General features: G+C 66.2%; 15 protein-coding genes. 9 read left to right on the top strand and 6 right to left on the bottom strand.

Annotated features, from left to right (window positions below; all coding sequences use genetic code 11):
* Position 1: 1 nt before the first annotated feature.
* From AC0Z6F_RS05905 to AC0Z6F_RS05915, 3 genes are all read right to left on the bottom strand, one after another.
* Positions 2-2245 carry a TonB-dependent hemoglobin/transferrin/lactoferrin family receptor gene (locus tag AC0Z6F_RS05905; protein ID WP_485617263.1) on the bottom strand — a complete coding sequence of 748 codons (2244 nt, stop codon included), beginning with the start codon at positions 2243-2245 and terminating at the stop codon, positions 2-4.
* A 153-nt stretch (positions 2246-2398) separates the two neighbouring features.
* Positions 2399-2593, bottom strand: a complete 195-nt coding sequence (hemP, locus tag AC0Z6F_RS05910) for a hemin uptake protein HemP (RefSeq protein WP_005412278.1) — start codon at positions 2591-2593, stop codon at positions 2399-2401.
* A 246-nt stretch (positions 2594-2839) separates the two neighbouring features.
* Complete coding sequence (locus AC0Z6F_RS05915; protein WP_012510081.1) at positions 2840-3811, bottom strand: aldo/keto reductase; 972 nt, start codon at positions 3809-3811, stop codon at positions 2840-2842.
* Positions 3812-4005: 194 nt separating this feature from the next.
* Between AC0Z6F_RS05915 and AC0Z6F_RS05920 the strand changes: the two genes are divergently transcribed.
* From AC0Z6F_RS05920 to AC0Z6F_RS05950, 7 genes are all read left to right on the top strand, one after another.
* Positions 4006-5304 (top strand): NupC/NupG family nucleoside CNT transporter, encoded by a 1299-nt coding sequence (locus AC0Z6F_RS05920; protein WP_004144334.1) that lies wholly within the window; start codon positions 4006-4008, stop codon positions 5302-5304.
* Between the two features lie 25 nt (positions 5305-5329).
* Positions 5330-6286 carry a ribokinase gene (locus tag AC0Z6F_RS05925; protein WP_448122577.1) on the top strand — a complete coding sequence of 319 codons (957 nt, stop codon included), beginning with the start codon at positions 5330-5332 and terminating at the stop codon, positions 6284-6286.
* Between the two features lie 146 nt (positions 6287-6432).
* A complete protein-coding gene (locus AC0Z6F_RS05930) occupies positions 6433-6861 on the top strand; it encodes a hypothetical protein (RefSeq protein WP_032968711.1) in 429 nt (142 codons plus the stop codon).
* A gap of 165 nt (positions 6862-7026) precedes the next feature.
* Positions 7027-8022, top strand: a complete 996-nt coding sequence (gene dusB, locus AC0Z6F_RS05935; RefSeq protein WP_004144283.1) for a tRNA dihydrouridine synthase DusB — start codon at positions 7027-7029, stop codon at positions 8020-8022.
* Between the two features lie 114 nt (positions 8023-8136).
* A complete protein-coding gene (locus AC0Z6F_RS05940; protein ID WP_032968707.1) occupies positions 8137-8964 on the top strand; it encodes a class I SAM-dependent methyltransferase in 828 nt (275 codons plus the stop codon).
* A gap of 294 nt (positions 8965-9258) precedes the next feature.
* Positions 9259-11127 (top strand): DUF7657 domain-containing protein, encoded by a 1869-nt coding sequence (locus AC0Z6F_RS05945; RefSeq protein WP_448122576.1) that lies wholly within the window; start codon positions 9259-9261, stop codon positions 11125-11127.
* Between the two features lie 8 nt (positions 11128-11135).
* Positions 11136-12134 (top strand): glycosyltransferase family 2 protein, encoded by a 999-nt coding sequence (locus AC0Z6F_RS05950; protein WP_012510074.1) that lies wholly within the window; start codon positions 11136-11138, stop codon positions 12132-12134.
* Between the two features lie 58 nt (positions 12135-12192).
* On the opposite strand, the gene AC0Z6F_RS05955 is transcribed toward AC0Z6F_RS05950, so the two are convergent.
* The 3 genes from AC0Z6F_RS05955 to olsF all read right to left on the bottom strand — a co-directional run bounded on the left by AC0Z6F_RS05955 (position 12193) and on the right by olsF (position 15972).
* Entirely contained in the window at positions 12193-13248 is a 1056-nt protein-coding gene (locus AC0Z6F_RS05955; protein WP_012510073.1) for a metal-dependent hydrolase, read from the bottom strand.
* A gap of 211 nt (positions 13249-13459) precedes the next feature.
* Complete coding sequence (locus AC0Z6F_RS05960; RefSeq protein ID WP_012510072.1) at positions 13460-14260, bottom strand: UDP-2,3-diacylglucosamine diphosphatase; 801 nt, start codon at positions 14258-14260, stop codon at positions 13460-13462.
* Positions 14257-15972: a bifunctional ornithine lipid synthase OlsF gene (gene olsF, locus AC0Z6F_RS05965; protein WP_012510071.1), complete on the bottom strand. Its 1716-nt coding sequence runs from the start codon at positions 15970-15972 to the stop codon at positions 14257-14259. The genes AC0Z6F_RS05960 and olsF overlap by 4 nt, the downstream gene beginning before the upstream one ends.
* 333 nt (positions 15973-16305) lie before the next feature.
* On the opposite strand from olsF, the gene metK reads away from it, so the two are divergent.
* Both metK and AC0Z6F_RS05975 read left to right on the top strand, forming a co-directional pair.
* Complete coding sequence (gene metK, locus AC0Z6F_RS05970; protein WP_012510070.1) at positions 16306-17517, top strand: methionine adenosyltransferase; 1212 nt, start codon at positions 16306-16308, stop codon at positions 17515-17517.
* A gap of 183 nt (positions 17518-17700) precedes the next feature.
* Positions 17701-18207, top strand: a complete 507-nt coding sequence (locus AC0Z6F_RS05975; RefSeq protein WP_100434053.1) for an acyl-CoA thioesterase — start codon at positions 17701-17703, stop codon at positions 18205-18207.
* Positions 18208-18261: the final 54 nt, after the last annotated feature.

Here is an 18261-nt window from a genome sequence, read left to right on the forward strand (position 1 = left end):
GTCACCAGGAAACGGCAAGGCTGGCGGAGAAGGTGCGGCCCGGGCTGCTGAAGCGATCGCTCAATGCGCGATTGGTGATCAGGCTCGGGGTGATCGACGACCATTCGATGTAGCGCTTGTCGGCCAGGTTGAACACGCCGACATTGAAGGTGGCACCCGGTGCGAAGTTCCAGTGCGCCATCAGGTCCAGCACGCCGTAGCCAGCCGGCTGGTAGACGAACGGCGCCGGTGCATTCGGGTTGGTCTGCGCGGCCGGCGGCGGCAGATGCTTCTTGCGCTGCACGAAGGTGCCGGCCAGCTCGACACCCCAGGTGTCGGTGTCGTACATCAGGCCCAGCGTGCCACGCAGCGGATCGACCGAGGCCAGCGGTTCGTCGTCGGTCTTGTTGTCGCCACGCGACCACGCCAGTGCGCTGCGCAGCGCCCAGCCCTTCAGCGCCGGGCTGAGTTCACCGAATTCGATGCCGGCCTTCATTTCCGCACCATAGATGCGCGCGTCGGCGATGTTCTGCGACTGGAACACCATCAGGCCCTGTGCGTTGCGGCCGGTGTTGACGTTGGACTCGATGAAGTCCTTGTAGTCGTTGTAATAGCCGCTGACGCTGACGTACGCGGCCGGTGCGATGAAGCGCAGGCCCAGCTCGTAGCCGTCACTGGTTTCCGGCTTCAGGTCCGGGTTGGCGATGGCGGTGTATCCGAAGGCGACGTTGGTCAGGCCGATGTTGACGTCGTTGTACGGCGGCGACCGGAAGCCGCGCGCATAGCCGGCGAACAGCGACCATTCGTCGGTGAAGCGCCAGACCATGCCCAGCTTCGGCGACACGCTGGTCTTCTTCAGCTGCGCTACGGCGGTAGTCGGATTGTCTTCGGCGAAGATGCTGTCCACTTCCGGCTTCAGCTCGTAACGGTCCACGCGTACGCCCGGCACCAGCGACAGCTTGCCGTCGGCCAGGCGCATTTCATCCTGCGCGTACAGGCCCAACTCGGTGGTCATGCTGATCGGGAAGTCACGCACCGGGAAGGTGTCGGGGGTAACGGTGTTGCTGACCACACCGGCACGGTTGACCTGATAGCCGTCGCGCTTCTGGCGGATCTCGGTACGGGTGCCTTCGAAACCATAGGTCAATGCGTGCTCGACGCTGCCGGTGGTGAACGCCTTATTGAACTGCGCCTGCAGGCCATAGGCATGCTGGTCGAAGGAAAATACGCGGTGGCGGCTGGTGCCGTCGGTGCGGGTCTCGTCGGTCTGCTGCCGGGTTTCGCTGTTCTGCGCGTACACCTGCCAATGCAGGCTGTCGGCGAACGGCTGGTCCAGCGCATCCATCTCGTGGGCGAAGGACACGCGGGTACGCTTCTGCGTGTCGTGGGACTTCATGCCAGTGGCCGCAGCCATCGCGCCGGGGCGCGGTGCAACGCTGGCAATCGCCGACAACACATTGGTATCGGTGGTGTCTTCGTTGCCTTCCACGGTCAGGCGGAAGCGCTGGTCTTCGCTCGGTGCGTAGACCAGCTTGCTGAGCAGGCTGCGGCCGTCGCGGTCCTGCGGATTTGACGCCGTACGGGTGTCGTTGTCGCTGCGTACCGTGCCCTTGTTGTCCGTTTCCTGGCCCTGGTGGTGGTTGACGTTGACCAGACCGCTCCAGTGCTCGCCACCGAAAGCAGCGGTGGCACCGCCAAGCAGGCCCTTCCACTCGCCGTCGTAGCCGAACTTCAGGCCGAAGTAGCTGTTCTTGCCGTCCTTGAGGTAGTCGGCCGGGTCCTTGGTGACGAACGCGACCACGCCGCCCAATGCGTCGGAGCCGTACAGCGAACTGGCCGGGCCGCGCACGATCTCCACGCGCTTGAGCGTATCGAGATCGGTGAAGTTGCGGTTGGAACTGGCGAACGAACCGATATCGAACCGGGTCGGCATGACGATACCGTCGGTCTGGATGCGCACGCGGTTGCCATCCAGGCCACGGATGCGGAAACCATCCAGGCCGAAGCGGGTGGCGCTGCGGGTGACCGACAGGCCCGGCTCGTAGCGCACCAGATCCTTGATGTCCTGTACCAGGTGCCGGTCCATCTGCTCGCGGTCAATGACGTCGACGGTGGCCGCGACGTCGCTCACGGCCCGTTCGGTGCGGGTGGCGGTGACCTGCACCCGGTCGAATTCGCGCGCATCGGGCGCGGCGGCAGCAGCAGCGTGGGCGGACAGCGGCAAGGCCATCCAGACGGCGAGACACAGGGCGGTATGGCGGGTCATCGGGTTCATTCGGTCAGGCAAGGGAACCCCCGGTTACCGGCACACCCGGAAGGTGCACGCGGTAGACCGAGGGGGAGAGAGCGGGAGCGGACGGGTCGCCCACCCTGTCGGCGCTGCCGGCAGGAGCGAGGGAGGCGGGCGACCAGGCCGCGATTACTTGGTCAGGATCAGCTTGTCGTTGCTGGTGTGACGCAGGCGATAGAAGCGGTCGCCGTGCTGGATCAGGATTTCACGACGGCCCTTGAGCAGGGCTTCGCTGTCGATGACCTCTTCCGGCGGAACGACGCGGACCGGACGATCGCGGAGGGTCAGCGTTTCGGGGCGCAGCAGTACAGGTTGAGCATTCATGAGCATCTGGACTCGTGCGAGGGACGAGTTAAATGATAATGATTCTCAGTTGACAATCAACAACCATTCTCAATTTCATTGATGAGATTAATGATCGAATTCTGAAATTCGATAGATTTCATCAATTGAAAGATGGGGCGGGCGGCTTTTGTAGAGTCGAGCCTTGCTCGACTGCCCTTCGATCCCGGCCAGGTGAAACCCGCACTGCGCGCGGAGTCGAGCGTGGCTCGACTCTACAGAGGGCTGTCAGGCAAAGACGGCTTCGACCTGGGCCCAGCCGGTGGCATCGACCTGCTCCAGCACGTCCAGTGCCTGCAGGTTCTGCAGCAGCTGGCTGACCCGGCTGGCGCCGAGGATCACGCTGGAGACGTTCGGGTTGCGCAGGCACCAGGCAATCGCCAGCGTCGCCGGGGCGTGACCGAGCGAGCGCGCGACCTCGCTGAAACGGCGCACCTGGGCCAGCCGTGCCTCGGCGTCTGCACCCAGCACCAGGTCCTGCAGCCATTCCATGCCCTCGCGGCCCAACCGTGCATCGGCCGGGATGCCCTGGTCGTACTTGCCGCTCAACAGGCCTGACGCCAACGGCGAGAAGATGGTGGTGCCCAGGCCGGCGCCGGCATACAGCGGCGCGTACTCGACCTCGACCCGCTCGCGGTGCAGCAGGTTGTACTGCGGCTGCTCCATCGACGGGCCCTGCAGGTTGTGCGCTTCGGCGATGTCCAGCGCCTGCTGGATCTGCGCCGCCGACCACTCCGAGGTACCCCAGTAGAGGATCTTGCCTTGCCGCACCAGGGTGTCCATGGCGTGCACGGTCTCGGCGATCGGTGCGTCCGGATCCGGGCGGTGGCAGTAATAAAGGTCGAGGTAATCCACCCGCAGGCGCTTGAGCGCGGCGTGGCAGGCGTCGGTCACGTGCTTGCGTGACAACCCACGCTGGGTCGGCCGAGGGTCTTTGGCGCTGCCGAAAAACACCTTGCTGGACACGCAGAAGCCATCGCGCGGCAGGCGCAGGTCGGTGATCACATCGCCCATCACCTGTTCGGCGCGGCCGTTGGCGTAGCCCTCCGCATTATCGAAGAAGTTGACGCCATGATCCCAGGCGGCGGCCACCAGGTTGCGGGCCTCGTCGCGCGGGATCTGGTCGCCGAAGGTCACCCAGGCACCGAAGGACAGGGCGGAAATCGGCAGGCCGGTGGAGCCCAGGCGACGGTATTGCATGCGAATCTCCTGCTGCGGGCCCGCATCCGGGCCGGGATCGAACCGCCATTCTACCTGCCCCTGCCGGCTGCAACCCCTTGCCGTTGCTGGCCTGATCGGTACCGATGGCCGCGCGCACGCTGCTTTTCCTTGCCCCGGCCCCTGCCCTGCACTAGGCTTCCCGTTTTTCGCGACGCCCCAGGGGAGTCACTCACATGGTCGAAGGTTTGGGCAGGATCGGCTTCGGCCTGTTCGGGTTGGCGGTGCTGATCGGCATCACCTGGTTGTTTTCCAACAACAAGCGCGCGGTTGACTGGAAGCTGGTTGCCACCGGTATCACCCTGCAGATCGCGTTCGCGGCGCTGGTGATCCTGGTGCCGGGCGGCCGCGACGTGTTCGATGCGCTGGGCCACGGCTTCGTGAAGGTGCTGAGTTTCGTCAACGAAGGTTCGAAGTTCATCTTCGGCTCGTTGATGGACGTCAAGAACTACGGCTTCATCTTCGCCTTCCAGGTGCTGCCGACCATCATCTTCTTCTCGGCGCTGATGGGGGTGATGTACCACCTCAACGTCATGCAGGGCATCGTGCGCGTGATGGCCTGGTCGATCACCAAGGTGATGCGCGTGTCCGGTGCGGAAACCACCAGCGTCTGCGCCAGCGTCTTCATCGGCCAGACCGAGGCGCCGCTGACGGTGCGCCCGTACATCGCCAAGATGACCCAGTCCGAGCTGCTGACCATGATGATCGGCGGCATGGCCCACATCGCAGGCGGCGTGCTGGCGGCCTACGTGGGCATGCTCGGCGGCGGCGACCCGGTACAGCAGGCGTTCTACGCCAAGCACCTGCTGGCGGCGAGCATCATGGCCGCGCCGGCCACGCTGGTCGTGGCCAAGCTGCTGATTCCGGAAACCGGTACCCCGCTCACCCGCGGCACGGTGAAGATGGAAGTGGAGAAGACCTCCAGCAACATCATCGATGCCGCAGCCGCTGGCGCCGGTGACGGCCTGAAGCTGGCGCTGAACATCGGCGCGATGCTGCTGGCCTTCATCGCACTGATCGCGCTGCTGAACGCCCCGCTGACCTGGATCGGTGAAGTGACCGGACTGGCCGCGCAGATCGGCAAGCCGACCAACCTGTCGACCATCTTCGGCTACGTGCTGGCCCCGATCGCCTGGGTGATCGGCACGCCGTGGGCCGACGCCACCACCGTTGGTTCGCTGATCGGCCAGAAGGTCGTGATCAACGAATTCGTCGCCTATACAGAGCTGTCGCAGATCGTGAACGGCCAGGTGGCGGGCGTGAGCCTGTCCGACGAAGGTCGCCTGATCGCCACCTACGCGCTGTGCGGCTTTGCCAACTTCAGCTCGATCGCGATCCAGATCGGCGGCATCGGCGGCCTGGCCCCGGAACGTCGCCACGATCTGGCCAAGTTCGGCCTGCGCGCGGTGCTGGGCGGTACCATTGCCACCTTCATGACGGCGACCATCGCCGGCGTGCTGACGCACTTCAGTTGAACCCTTGGTTGAGAAAAGATTCCCTATGAGCAGCAGTGTCGTTGTCGTCGGTTCCTTCAATGTCGATCACGTGTGGCGGTGCGAGTCGCTGCCGGCACCGGGTGCGACCATTGCCGGCCGCTACAGCACCGGCCCCGGTGGCAAGGGCTTCAACCAGGCCGTGGCGGCCTGCCGCGCCGGTGCCGACACGCACTTCGTGTGCGCGTTGGGCGATGACGCCGGTGGCGCCACCGCCCGCGAGCTGGCCGCACAGGATGGCTTCGGGCTGATCGCCGAAGCCAGCAGCGAACCGACTGGCACCGCTGGTATCTACGTGGATGCCCGTGGCCGCAACACCATCGTGATCGGCCCGGGTGCCAACGCCGCACTGAGCACCGACTTCCTGCAACAGCAGCACGCGCTGCTGGCCGGCGCCAAGGTGGTGCTGGTGCAGCTGGAATCGCCGGTACAGACCATCGAAGCAGCGCTGGCCACGGCCCGCGAAGCCGGCGTCACCACGGTGCTCAACACCGCACCGGCCGACGCTCCCTCGACCATCGGCCTGCTCAAGCTGGCCGATGTGATCACCCCGAACGAGACCGAGTTCGCCGCCCTGCTCGGCCGCCATGTCGGTGAGCGCGTGGATGCCAACGACGTCGCCGCGCTGGATGGCGCCAGCCTGCATGCGCTGTGCCGCAAGCTGGTCGGCAACGGTACGGTGGTGGTGACCCTGGGTTCGGTGGGCGTGTTCGTGTCGCATGCCGACGAGAACCTGCGCGGCGATACCCAGCCGTACTACCGCGTGGGTGCCGAACAGGTGCAGGCGATCGACACCACCGGTGCCGGTGACGCCTTCAATGGCGCGCTGGCCGCGTCGCTGGCGCAGGTGGCCGATGCCCCGTTCGCCCGCCACGTGCGCTTCGCCAACCAGTTCGCCGGTCGCTCGACCGAGAAGGAAGGCGCTGCTGCGGCGATGCCGCGCTTCACCCCGGCCGACGTGTAGATCCACGCCATGCGTGGATGAAAACCCTGGGCATGCGAATGCCCGGGGTTTTTTGTGCCCGGAGAACGCCGACTGCGACCGTCTGTCGCATTGCCCATTGCCCTGCACTCACCCACCCTCGCCCCAGCCTCCCGCACGGACAGCATATGGACGCGATTCCCTGGTTGCTTGTTGCCGCCGCCGGCAGCGCCATCGCTGCGTTGCTGCATGTCGGCTGCATCGTCTTTGGCGCCCCGTGGTACCAGCGCTTCGGCGCCGGCCGCCGGATGGTCCGGCTGGCCCAGGCCGGGCATTGGTCACCGGCTGTGATCACGGCGGGCATCACCCTGGTGCTGGTGGTCTGGGCCCTGTATGCGCTGGCGGCCGCAGGTTGGCATGAAGCATTGCCCGCCAGCCGCGTGGTCCTGCCGGTGATTGCCATGGTGTTGCTGCTGCGTGCCAGCCTCGGCTTCGGCCTGGCTCTACTGCGCCCCGGTTACAACGGCGTGCGCTTCTGGGTCGCCAGCTCGCTGGTCTGCCTCGGTCTGGGCCTGGCCTTCGTACTCGGCACCGCTCAGACCTGGCAGTCACTCTAGCGACGCAGCCCCACCCAGCCGCCCACCATGACCGGGCCGTGGGGGCGGCGGAAGCGACGATCAAGCATCTGCTGATGCCGGTGCGGCATGAGGTCGGTCCGGATTGGCCTGAACCGGGCCGCCCCTGGCGGCGCGGGGCCGGCCCCTGCGCCCTACAATGGGCGCATGCAGATCGGCCCGTACTCCATTGCTCCCAACGTCGTGCTGGCGCCCATGGCCGGCGTCACCGACAAGCCCTTCCGCCTGCTGTGCAAACGGCTGGGTGCGGGCCTGGCCGCCTCGGAAATGACCATCAGCGACCCGCGCTTCTGGAACACGCGCAAGTCGATCCACCGCATGGACCACGACGGCGAACCGGCCCCGATCAGCGTGCAGATCGCCGGCACCGAGCCGCAGCAGCTGGCCGAGGCGGCACGCTACAACGTCGACCACGGCGCGCAGATCATCGACATCAACATGGGCTGCCCGGCCAAGAAGGTGTGCAATGCGTGGGCGGGGTCGGCGCTGATGCGCGACGAGCAGCTGGTGGCGCGCATCCTTGAAGCCGTGGTCAACGCGGTGGACGTACCGGTCACCCTGAAGATCCGCACCGGCTGGGACTGCGACCATCGCAACGGCCCGCTGATCGCGCGCATTGCCGAGGACAGCGGCATTGCTGCGCTGGCCGTGCACGGGCGCACCCGCGACCAGCACTACACCGGCCAGGCCGAGTACGCCACCATTGGCGAGATCAAGGCCGCGCTGCGCATCCCGGTCATCGCCAATGGCGATATCGATTCGCCGCAGAAGGCTGCCTTCGTGTTGAAGCAGACCGGCGTGGATGCAGTGATGATCGGCCGCTCGGCGCAGGGCCGGCCGTGGATCTTCCGCGAGGTGGCGCATTACCTGGCCACCGGCGAGGAACTGCCGCCGCCGTCGCTGGCCGAAGTACGCGACATCCTGCTCGGCCATCTGCACGCGCTACACGCGTTCTACGGCGAACCGCAGGGCGTGCGCATCGCGCGCAAGCACCTGGGTTGGTACGCCAAGGACCGGCCGGAAAACGCGGCGTTCCGTGCGGTGGTCAACCGTGCCGAGGATCCGGCCAGCCAGATCGCACTGACCACCGATTACTTCGACAGCCTGATCGCCGGGGAACCCGCGTTGTCTTCTGCTGCCTGAGCGAACCGCTACACCGTAGGGTCGAGCTTGCTTGATTCCTCAAACCGTAGAGTCGAGCTTGCTCGACTGAATTTCCAGAGCAGTCGAGCAAGCTCGACGCTACAAGAGCCCATCATGACCCCGCCGATCTCTTCCCCGACCTACCTGCACGGATTCTCCGGCACCGAGCAGCAGCGCCTGATGACCCAGGCCCGGCTGCTGGAATCGAGCATCTTCGGCCAGATCGACTACAGCGGCGCCCGCCGCCTGCTGGAAGTCGGCAGCGGTGTCGGTGCACAGACCGAGATCCTGCTGCGCCGCTTCCCCGAGCTGCACGTGACCGGCGTGGACCTGAGCGAAACGCAGCTGGCAGCCGCACGCGAGAACCTGGCGCGCACGCCGTGGTGCAGCGACCGTTACACCCTGCAGCAGGCCGATGCCGGCGAACTGCCGTTCGAGGCCCGCAGCTTTGATTCGGCGTTCCTGTGCTGGGTGCTGGAACACGTGCCGTCACCGGCGCGCGTGCTGAGCGAAGTGCGACGGGTGCTGGCCCCGGGTTCGCCGGTGTACATCACCGAGGTGATGAATGCCTCGTTCCTGCTCGACCCTTACTCGCCGCACATCTGGCGCTACTGGATGGCCTTCAACGACTTCCAGTACGACCACGGCGGCGACCCGTTCGTCGGCGCCAAGCTGGGCAACCTGCTGCTGGCCGGCGGCTTCCGCGATGTGCATACCGAGATCAAGACCATCCACCTGGACAATCGCGAGCCGGCACGCCGCAAGACCATGATCGCGTTCTGGGAGCAGCTGTTGTTGTCGGCGGCCGACCCGCTGCTGCAGGCCGGCAGCGTGGACGAGGAGACAGTGGAGGGCATGCGCCGCGAGTTCCGCCTGGTGCAGAACGACCCGAACGCGGTGTTCTTCTACTCGTTCGTGCAGGGCCGCGCGACGGTGTATTGAACCGACGCTGCACGGCCGATTGATGCAGTAGTGCCACGCCTTGCGTGGCTGCAGCCGCCGATGTCCCCGCCATCCACGCATGGCGGGGACCTTCTGATGCGAAGCCGCACTCGTGCAAGGCCGCGCCAGCGGTGTACTGAAGCGGGCCTCGTCCCACCAGCAGCTGCGGCGGCAACCCGTTAGAATCCGCCAATCCCGGCCGAGAAAGGCGCGAGCCAGGATCCCCCTCTGCTGCCCTCGGGCATCGGTGCGCGGGCACATCGCGCATGGATGGACCCGACCTTCGAGAACGAGATGAGTGACAGCGCCCCAACGCCTTTGCCTGCCCATGACGCAAGCCTGCTGGGTGGGCTTCGGTCCAGCCAGGCACGCCTGTTCGCCGGGATCGTCGCGCTGTTGTGCATCCTCTATGTCGCGTTCGCACTGACACCATCTTCCTATGCGCTGGCCTACGAGTATCTGGGCCTGGCGCCGCAGCAACCGCTGCTCGGCACTGCGCGCTACATCCGCACCGACGAATGGATGGTGTTCACGCCTTACATCCAGATCGCCGTCGGCAACGATTTCGGCCAGGTCAACGCGCACTCGGCGTACCACGAGTCGCTGCGCACCTTCCAGGCGCTGCCACTTCTGGACTGGGGCCTGCTGTTCAAGCCCTACCATTGGGCATTCTTCCTGCTGCCTGCCGCGAACGCCTATTCGTTCTTTTTCATGTTCATGGCCATGGCCTTCCTGTGCGGATGGGCCTTGTTCCTGCGCCAATTGCGGTTGCCGGCACTGGCCGCGATGCTGGTGTCAGTCACGCTGTTCTTCGCTCCTTTCGTACAGGTCTGGTGGACCAGCAACGCCGGTGCCTTTGCGCTGGCGCCCTGGGCTGCGGTGGCGTGGCTGCGCATCGGCCATCGTGGCTTGCGTATCGCGGCCAGTGCCTATGCACTGGCGGCATGGCTGGTTGCGGTGTCCTACCCGCCGTTCATCATTTCCTCGCTGCTGGCCATGGCGGTTCTGGTGCTGGCCTTCCGCCGCGACGCCATCACGCTGCGGCGGCTGTTCGACGCCGCAGTTGCCGGTTCGATCGCGTTGGCCGTATTCGTCGGCTACTTCCACGACATCATCCCGATCGTGCGCAACACGGTGTATCCGGGCCAGCGGCAAAGTGCCGGTGGTGGTGTCGGACTGACGACCCTGCTGGCGCATCTCTTTCCGAACCTGATGACCTACCGGTTCGCACCGTTGCCACTGTTCAAGGCATCCAACGATTGCGAAATCGCGGTCCTGGGCAGCCTGCTGCCATTGTTCACCGTGGTACTGGCCGATGGTGCGCGGCTCCGCGCATGGGCGGGAAGCCATCGCAGCACGCTGTTGATCCTGGCAGCAGGCCTGCTGTTGATCGCCTGCTGGATCTTCCTGCCCATTCCCGCCGTGGTCGGCAAGCTGACGGGCCTGTCGATGGTGCCGCCCGCCCGCGCACTGCTCGCCTTCGGCCTGTTGCTCAACATCGGCTGCGCCATGATCCTGGTGCGATGCGGGGTTCGCCTCGAGCGCTGGCGCCTGCTGCTGCTGGCCGCGCTGCTGGTGGCAGGCAGCCTGGCCAAGTTCCTGTTCGGCGAGGGTCAGCTCAGCCGCCTGCACAGCACCGCCGATGCACTGCCGTACCTGTGCCTGGCCGCGCTCGCCATTGCGGCAAAGCGCCCGAGGCTTTCGGTGCATGCAGCCAGCCTGGTGCTGGCCACTGCCGCACTGGCCAACCTGCTGGGCAACGGCCTGTTCAATCCGGTGCAACCCGCCGGTCCGATCTTCGCGATGGACCGCACTGCCGTCCTGCAATCGCTACAGGCGCGAGGCGCGCGAAACAACACCGAAGGCGTACTGGTCGCCCCGGGGGGCTTCGGGGCGCTTCTGCCCGGCGCCGGGATCGCAGCCGTGAACCACGTGCTGTACCTGCCACAGCTGGATTACTTCGGCCGTTACTTCCCGGCGATGCAGGACGAAGCGTTCAATTTCACCTTCAACCGCTACCACCACATCACCGTGGCCGCCGACAGCGATATGCCGCGCGTGCTGCAGGGTGATCTGGTGGAAGTGCCGGCCAACATCCTGCTTGCGGCCCCGGCCTGCGCCACGCCCGGAACCCGGGATTGCCGCGCAGGGGCGCAACCGTGAGTCCGACGATGGGTACAGCGCAACCTGCTACGCCAACCCCGCGGATCGCCGTGGTGATCCCCTGCTACAGGGTGACCCGCCACGTGCTTGCGGTGCTGGCCGCAATCGACCCAACGGTGACGGCAATCTACTGCGTGGATGATGCCTGCCCTGATGGCAGCGGCCGGCTCATCCAGGCCGAAGCCAGCGACCCGCGCGTCACCGTGCTGTTCCATGAGCACAATCGCGGCGTCGGCGGCGCCATCAAGACCGGCTACCGCGCGGCCATTGCCGATGGCATGGACATCCTGGTCAAGGTCGATGGCGACGGACAGATGGATCCGGCACTACTCATGGATTTCGTCACCCCCATCGCGGAAGGCCACGCGGACTACACCAAGGGCAATCGTTTCTGGAATCTGACCCACATCCGTCGCATGCCGCCCGTGCGACGCCTGGGCAACCTGCTGCTGTCCTTCATGACCAAGGCATCGTCCGGATACTGGCAGGTATTCGATCCGACCAATGGCTACACCGCCATCCATGCCAGGGTCGCCAGCCACCTCAAGCTCGATGCTGTCAGCGACCGCTACTTCTTCGAGACGGACATGCTGTTCCGCCTGAACACCGTACGCGCGGTTGTCCAGGACGTGGCCATGGATGCCCACTACGGCGACGAGACCAGCAATCTCCGCATTGGCCGCATCCTCGGCGAATTCACCTTCAAGCACATGCGCAACACGCTCAAGCGCATTGCCTACAACTATTTCCTGCGCGATCTCAGCATCGCGTCGCTGGAGCTGGTCGCCGGCAGCAGCCTGCTCACCTTCGGTGGGCTGTTCGGCCTGTATCACTGGATTCGCTCGGCGCAGGCCGATGTCGCCACACCGGTAGGCACGATCATGATCACCATGGTCGCGTTGATCTCGGGCCTGCAGTTCCTGCTCGCATTCGTCGGCTTCGATATCGCCAATGTCCCGCGCCAGGTATTGAACCGATCGATCAAACTCAACCGCGCACCGCAGTAAAGCCACGCCATGCGTGGCTGCCGCCGCCAATACCCCACCTTCCACGCGTGGCGTGGCTCTACTCGGCGGCACCGGCTGAAGGTACTGCGGGCGCATGCCAGATGCGCTGCCACATCGCCGCCAGCCGGCGCCCGGCATCGGCACGCGCGGCCGGGCTGCTGTAGTCCACCCGCGGCTGCTCGGGCGTGATCGCCCGCCACTGCCCATCCACCTGCTCGGCCACGGCGAAGTTGAAGGTGTAGTCCGGCTCCAGGCCCATGCGTAGATCACTCAGCACCAGCCGGCCGTCGACCACCTGCGCACGCATGAAACCGCGGTTGAACCACTGCAGCTGCTGAACGGCCGGAATGCCCTCCGCTTCGCGCAATGCCTGCACGTTGGAGGGATGGCCTTCGAACTGCATCGGTCCATGGTCGGCCACCAGCGAACGGTCGCCCACCACGTAGCCATTCGGGGTCATCGCCACCACCCGCCACAGCAGCGTGTTGAACGGCATCGGCACCGAGAACCGCGGCGCATCGCCCAGCCCCATCGCAGCCAGGCTCTGCTGCGCGGCACGGTCGACCTGCGCCTTGGCGATCAGGCCCCAGCCCAGGTAGCCGCTGCTGAGCAGCAGTGCCACGCCCAGCACCTTGCCCGCCCAGGGACGGGCGCGGCCAAACCAGGCCAGCACGCAGCCCAGCAGCAGCCACACCGTGTAGCCGGGATCGATGATGAAGACGCTGGAACCCATGGTCGGGTGTGGCCGCAACGGCCACCACAGCTGAGTGCCGTAGACGGTGAACGCATCCAGCATGGGATGGGTGACCAGCGCCAGCTGGATCGCCCAGAACCAGCGCACAGGTGACTGGGCGACGCGGCCATTGCCGAAGCGCTTGAACAACCACCAGATCAGTGCCGCCACCCAGGGCAGCACCAGCAGCGAGTGGCTGAAGCTGCGGTGTTCGATCATGTTCGCCACCGGATCGGCAGCAGTGAAGCCCAGCCACAGGGCATCGAGATCCGGCAGGGTGCCGAGCGCGGCACCAGCCAGCAGGGCCGCGCGGCGATGGCCGGGCGGAGCGATGACAGCGGCGACGGCGCCACCGAGCACGATCTGGGTAAGGGAATCCATGGACCGATGCTAGCGGCTTGCGTGCGCGCCGTCTGGCACACCTGTTGAAGAGTGCCGCTCGCGCCTTTTTTGTAGAGTCGAGCCATGCTCGACTGTTTTTCGGTCCGACCCCGTCGCATACGGCAGTCGAGCATGGCTCGACTCTACAAGGGGACCACACATTCTGCGCTGCGCGCGATAGTCGAGCATGGCTCGACTCTACAAGAGCGGGTCAGGCGGCCTGCTTGATACGCGCCCCTGGCAGCTCCACCAGGGTCTGCCCGTTGTGGTCGAGCAGGCGCAGCGCGCCATCATGGTCTTCGGCCAGTGCGGTCAGGCTCTCCACCCAGTCGCCGTCGTTGGCATAGACCAGGCCATCGCGTTCAATCAAGGCAGCGCGGTGGATGTGGCCGCAGACGATGCCATCCAGGCCGCGCCGGCGCACGTCGTCCAGCCCGGCCTGCACGAAGCGCTCGATATAGCGCTCGGCCGCACCACTGCGCTTCTTCAGGAACTCCGACAGTGACCAGTAGCGCATCCCCAGCCGGCGTCGCACCGCGTTCAGCGCCTGGTTGCCGGTGAGGATGCGGTAGTACAACCAGTCGCCGAACTTTTCCTGCAGGCCACCGAAGTGGGTCACACCGTCGTAGTCGTCGCCGTGCGCGACCAGCAGGCGACGGCCATCGGCGGTCACATGGATGGCGCGACGGCGCACCTGCATGGCCGGCAGCATCAGCCCACATACGTGGCGCAACGATGCGTCGTGATTGCCGGGAATGTAGATGATCTCGGTCCCGGCACGGCGCAACGCGTGCAGGGCCTGGATGACTTCACTGTGCGACTGCCGCCAGTTGGCGCGGCGATGCGCCATCCACCACAGGTCGATGATGTCGCCCACCAGGTACAACCGTTCGCAGCGCAGCTGCGAGAGGAACCGCGCCAGCTCAGTGGCATGGCAGTGACGTGACCCCAGGTGCACGTCGGAGACGAACACTGCGCGCCGGTGCGGCGACAGGTTCGCCAGCGCGCTCATGCCGGCGTCCCCGCGTCGCGCAGGTAGCGTTTGCGCTTGTTGGGCCGTATCGCACACAGGTCCACTTCAATCAGGCCGTCGATCGAATCACTGAAGTCCGGGTCGACACCGAAGGCAAGGAAACGGGCGCCACCGGGTTCGCACAGATCGGTGTACTGGCGGTACAGCGTCGGCACGCCGGTACCCAGTGCGGCCAGGTTGGCCTTGAGCACATCGAACGCGGCACCTGCATCCAGCTCGCCGAAACTCGGCGGCGCGGCGAAGTACTGGAAGGGGCGGTTCGATTCGGCCAGGCCGGCGGTACCGCTGTAGTAGCGCTGGTAGTACGCCACCAGCTGCTCGCGCGCATCACGCGGCAGTGCTGCGCTGATCGACACTGCGCCGAACAGGTAGCGGATACCCGGCCGGCATTGCAGGTAGGCACCGATGCCCTGCCACAGGTAGTCCAGGCTGCGGCTGCCCCAGTAGTCGGGCACCACGAAGCTGCGGCCCAGTTCCAGGCCCTCGGCGATGTGGGTGATGGCGTCGTCGGAATAGCGGAAAAGCGATGCGCTGTAGAGCCCAGACAGGCCGTGCCGGGCCAGCGCGTGGGCACCGCGCATGATGCGGTAGGCGCCGGCGATGCGCTGCGCGGCCGCGTCCCAGATCACGATGTGCTCGTACTGCGGATCGAAGGCGTCCAGGTCGCGGCTGCGGCCGGTGCCCTCACCGACCCGGCGGAAGGTCAGCTCGCGCAGACGGCCCAGTTCCAGCAGCAGCGGAGAATCGGCCGTACAGGTCGCCAGCAGGATCTGCTTGCCGTCGGCGGTCTGGCCCAGCTGGGTGGCGGCCGCGATACCCGCGGCGACCTGCGAGGGCGGGACCGGCGCGGCCAGCGGCTCGGGGCCGCCATGAGCCGCGGCATCGGCGGTCGTGCCATTGCGGCCCAGCGCGTACAGCGCGCGACGCACCGCGAGCAGCTGTGCGCCGGGGTCACCGCCCTTGCCCAGCTGCATCGGCTCGCCGATGCACAGGCGCAGCGGGCGCCCACGACGGGTGAACATCTCGCGCGCCAACAGTGCGGTGCCGGCCGGCTTGAACAGGGTCGAGGCGCCGTAGAACAGCGCCGAGTTGCGCGCTTCCACCCGCACCGGCAGCACCGGCGCACCGGCGGCACGGGCGAAGCGGACGAAACCGCGCTGCCAGCGGCCATCACGGATGCCGCGCAGCGACAACCGCGAGACCTCACCGGCCGGGAACACGATGACGCATTGCTCGGCGGCCAGCGCCTCTTCGACCGCATGCAGACTGCCGCGCTGGGCCTTGCCACCGAGGATGCGCACCGGCAGCAGCAGGTCCTGCAGTGGCGCGATCGCCCCCAACAGGTCGTTGGCCACGATCCGCACGTCGCGGCGGATGCGGCCGACCGCGTCCAGCAGGGCCAGCGCGTCCAGCGCTCCGGAGGGGTGATTGGCGACGATCAGCAGGCGGCCGGTGGCGGGAATCTTCGCCAGCGCGGCTGGATCCACCTGGTACTGGCCGTCGATGAACTCCAGGCCGGCGGCGACGAAGCCGAATCCGCGCAATCCTGCACTGCGCTGCAGGAAGGCTTCGATCTGGTCCAGGCGCGACCAGCGTCCGACGCTGCGCAGCAAGGGCCGGGCCAGTTGGCCACGACGGCCATGGAACCAATCGGGGAAGCGTTGCTGGAGACGCTGTTCGAGTTCCTGCATGGCGTGTTCGCTCGTGCCCGGCGGCCGGATTGGCCGACAGCCTGCGCCCGGCAGGCGGCAACCAGATGGCGGTTTCGGGGCAGAACGATGACGGCCGGATGCCCCGGGGCGGGGTCGCGGACTGCGCGGCCGGGGCCAGGCAGGACCCGCGCCGTTGTCACGCTGGTGGAACACTGGGCGTCGAGGCTGGGCCTCAATCCCGCTGCAGCGGGCCCGGCGGGCCTACATGGGCTTAACCACCGGCAACCGGTACAGGTTCACAATGCACAGGCGGCGCACCCCGTGTATCATTCGCGCCCATCTTTCCATCCGAATCAAAGGATATTAAGCCTGATGTCCAGCTACCTCTTCACCTCCGAGTCGGTCTCCGAAGGCCATCCGGACAAGGTTGCCGACCAGATCTCCGATGCGGTGCTGGACGCGATCCTGACCCAGGACCAGCGCGCCCGCGTGGCCTGCGAGACCATGGTCAAGACCGGCGTTGCCATCGTGGCCGGTGAAATCACCACCAGCGCCTGGATCGACCTGGAAGCGCTGACCCGCAAGGTCATCGTGGACATCGGCTATGACAGCTCCGACGTCGGCTTCGACGGCGCCACCTGCGGCGTGCTGAACCTGATCGGCAAGCAGTCCCCGCACATCGCCCAGGGCGTGGATCGCAAGAAGCCGGAAGAAATGGGCGCTGGCGACCAGGGCCTGATGTTCGGCTATGCCACCAACGAGACCGACAGCTACATGCCGGCCGCGATCCACCTGTCGCACCGCCTGGTCGAGCAGCAGGCCAAGATCCGCAAGAAGAAGAACTCGCCGCTGTCGTGGCTGCGCCCGGACGCCAAGAGCCAGGTCACCCTGCGCTATGAAAACGGCGTGGTCTCGGCCATCGACGCGGTGGTCCTGTCGACCCAGCACGCCCCGGGCATCAAGCAGAAGGACCTCATCGAGGCTGTCCGCGAAGAGATCATCAAGCCGGTGCTGCCGGCCAAGTGGCTGCACAAGGGCACCAAGTTCCACATCAACCCGACCGGCAAGTTCGAGATCGGCGGCCCGGTGGGCGACTGCGGCCTGACCGGCCGCAAGATCATCGTCGACACCTACGGCGGCTGGGCCCGTCACGGTGGTGGCGCGTTCTCCGGCAAGGACCCGTCCAAGGTCGACCGTTCGGCGGCCTACGCGGCCCGCTACGTGGCCAAGAACGTGGTTGCCGCCGGCCTGGCCGACCGTTGCGAAGTGCAGGTCTCCTACGCCATCGGCGTGGCTGAGCCGACCTCGATCTCGGTCACCACCTTCGGCACCGGCAAGATCAGCGACGACAAGATCGAGAAGCTGATCCGCAAGCACTTCGATCTGCGCCCGTACGGCATCATCAAGATGCTGGACCTGGTGCACCCGATGTACCAGCAGACCGCGGCCTACGGCCACTTCGGCCGCAAGCCGAAGGAGTTCAGCTACCTCAACGGCGAAGGCGAGACCGTCAACGCCACGGCCTTCTCCTGGGAGAAGACCGACCGCGCCGCCGCCCTGCGCGCCGATGCGAAGCTGAAGTAAGAAACACGAAGGGCCGCTGTAGAGCCGACTGTTAGTCGGCTGTCCCTGAAGAAGGGCCGCGCAAGCGGCCCTTCTCTTTTCTGGTAGAGCCGGCCGCTGGCCGGCTTTTTCATGGCCTTCGGAAACAATCGCGTGGTTGCCGGCCAGCGGCCGGCACTACCCGGTTGCCGATACAATCTGGCCATGTCGACCGAACTGAAAACCCACCAGCTGTCCATGACCGTGCTGATGTCGCCGGAGATGGCCAATTTCTCCGGCAAGGTCCACGGCGGCGCCATCCTGCGCCTGCTCGACCAGGTCGCCTACGCCTGCGCCAGCCGCTACGCCGGCCGCTACGTGGTCACCCTGTCGGTGGACCAGGTGATGTTCCGCCAGCCGATCGCGGTGGGCGAACTGGTCACCTTCCTGGCCTCGGTGAACCATACCGGCACCTCGTCGATGGAGATCGGCGTCAAGGTGGTGGCCGAGGACATCCTGAAGCGCAGCGTGCGCCATGCCAACAGCTGTTTCTTCACCATGGTGGCCGTGGATGAGGAAGGCCGGCCGACACCGGTGCCGTCATTGCAGCCGGTCACGTCGGACGAGAAGCGCCGCCAGGCAGCCGCATTGATCCGCCGCCAGCTGCGCCAGGAAATGGAACAGCGCCATCTGGAACTGCTGGCGTCGAACCCGCCGTCGCCTGAAGAGTGAGGTAGTGCCGGCCGCTGGCCGGCAACCTCGCGCGTGCTGCCAGACATCATGAGG

The organism is Stenotrophomonas sp. 1L-E-5-B-C3 (assembly GCF_057292075.1).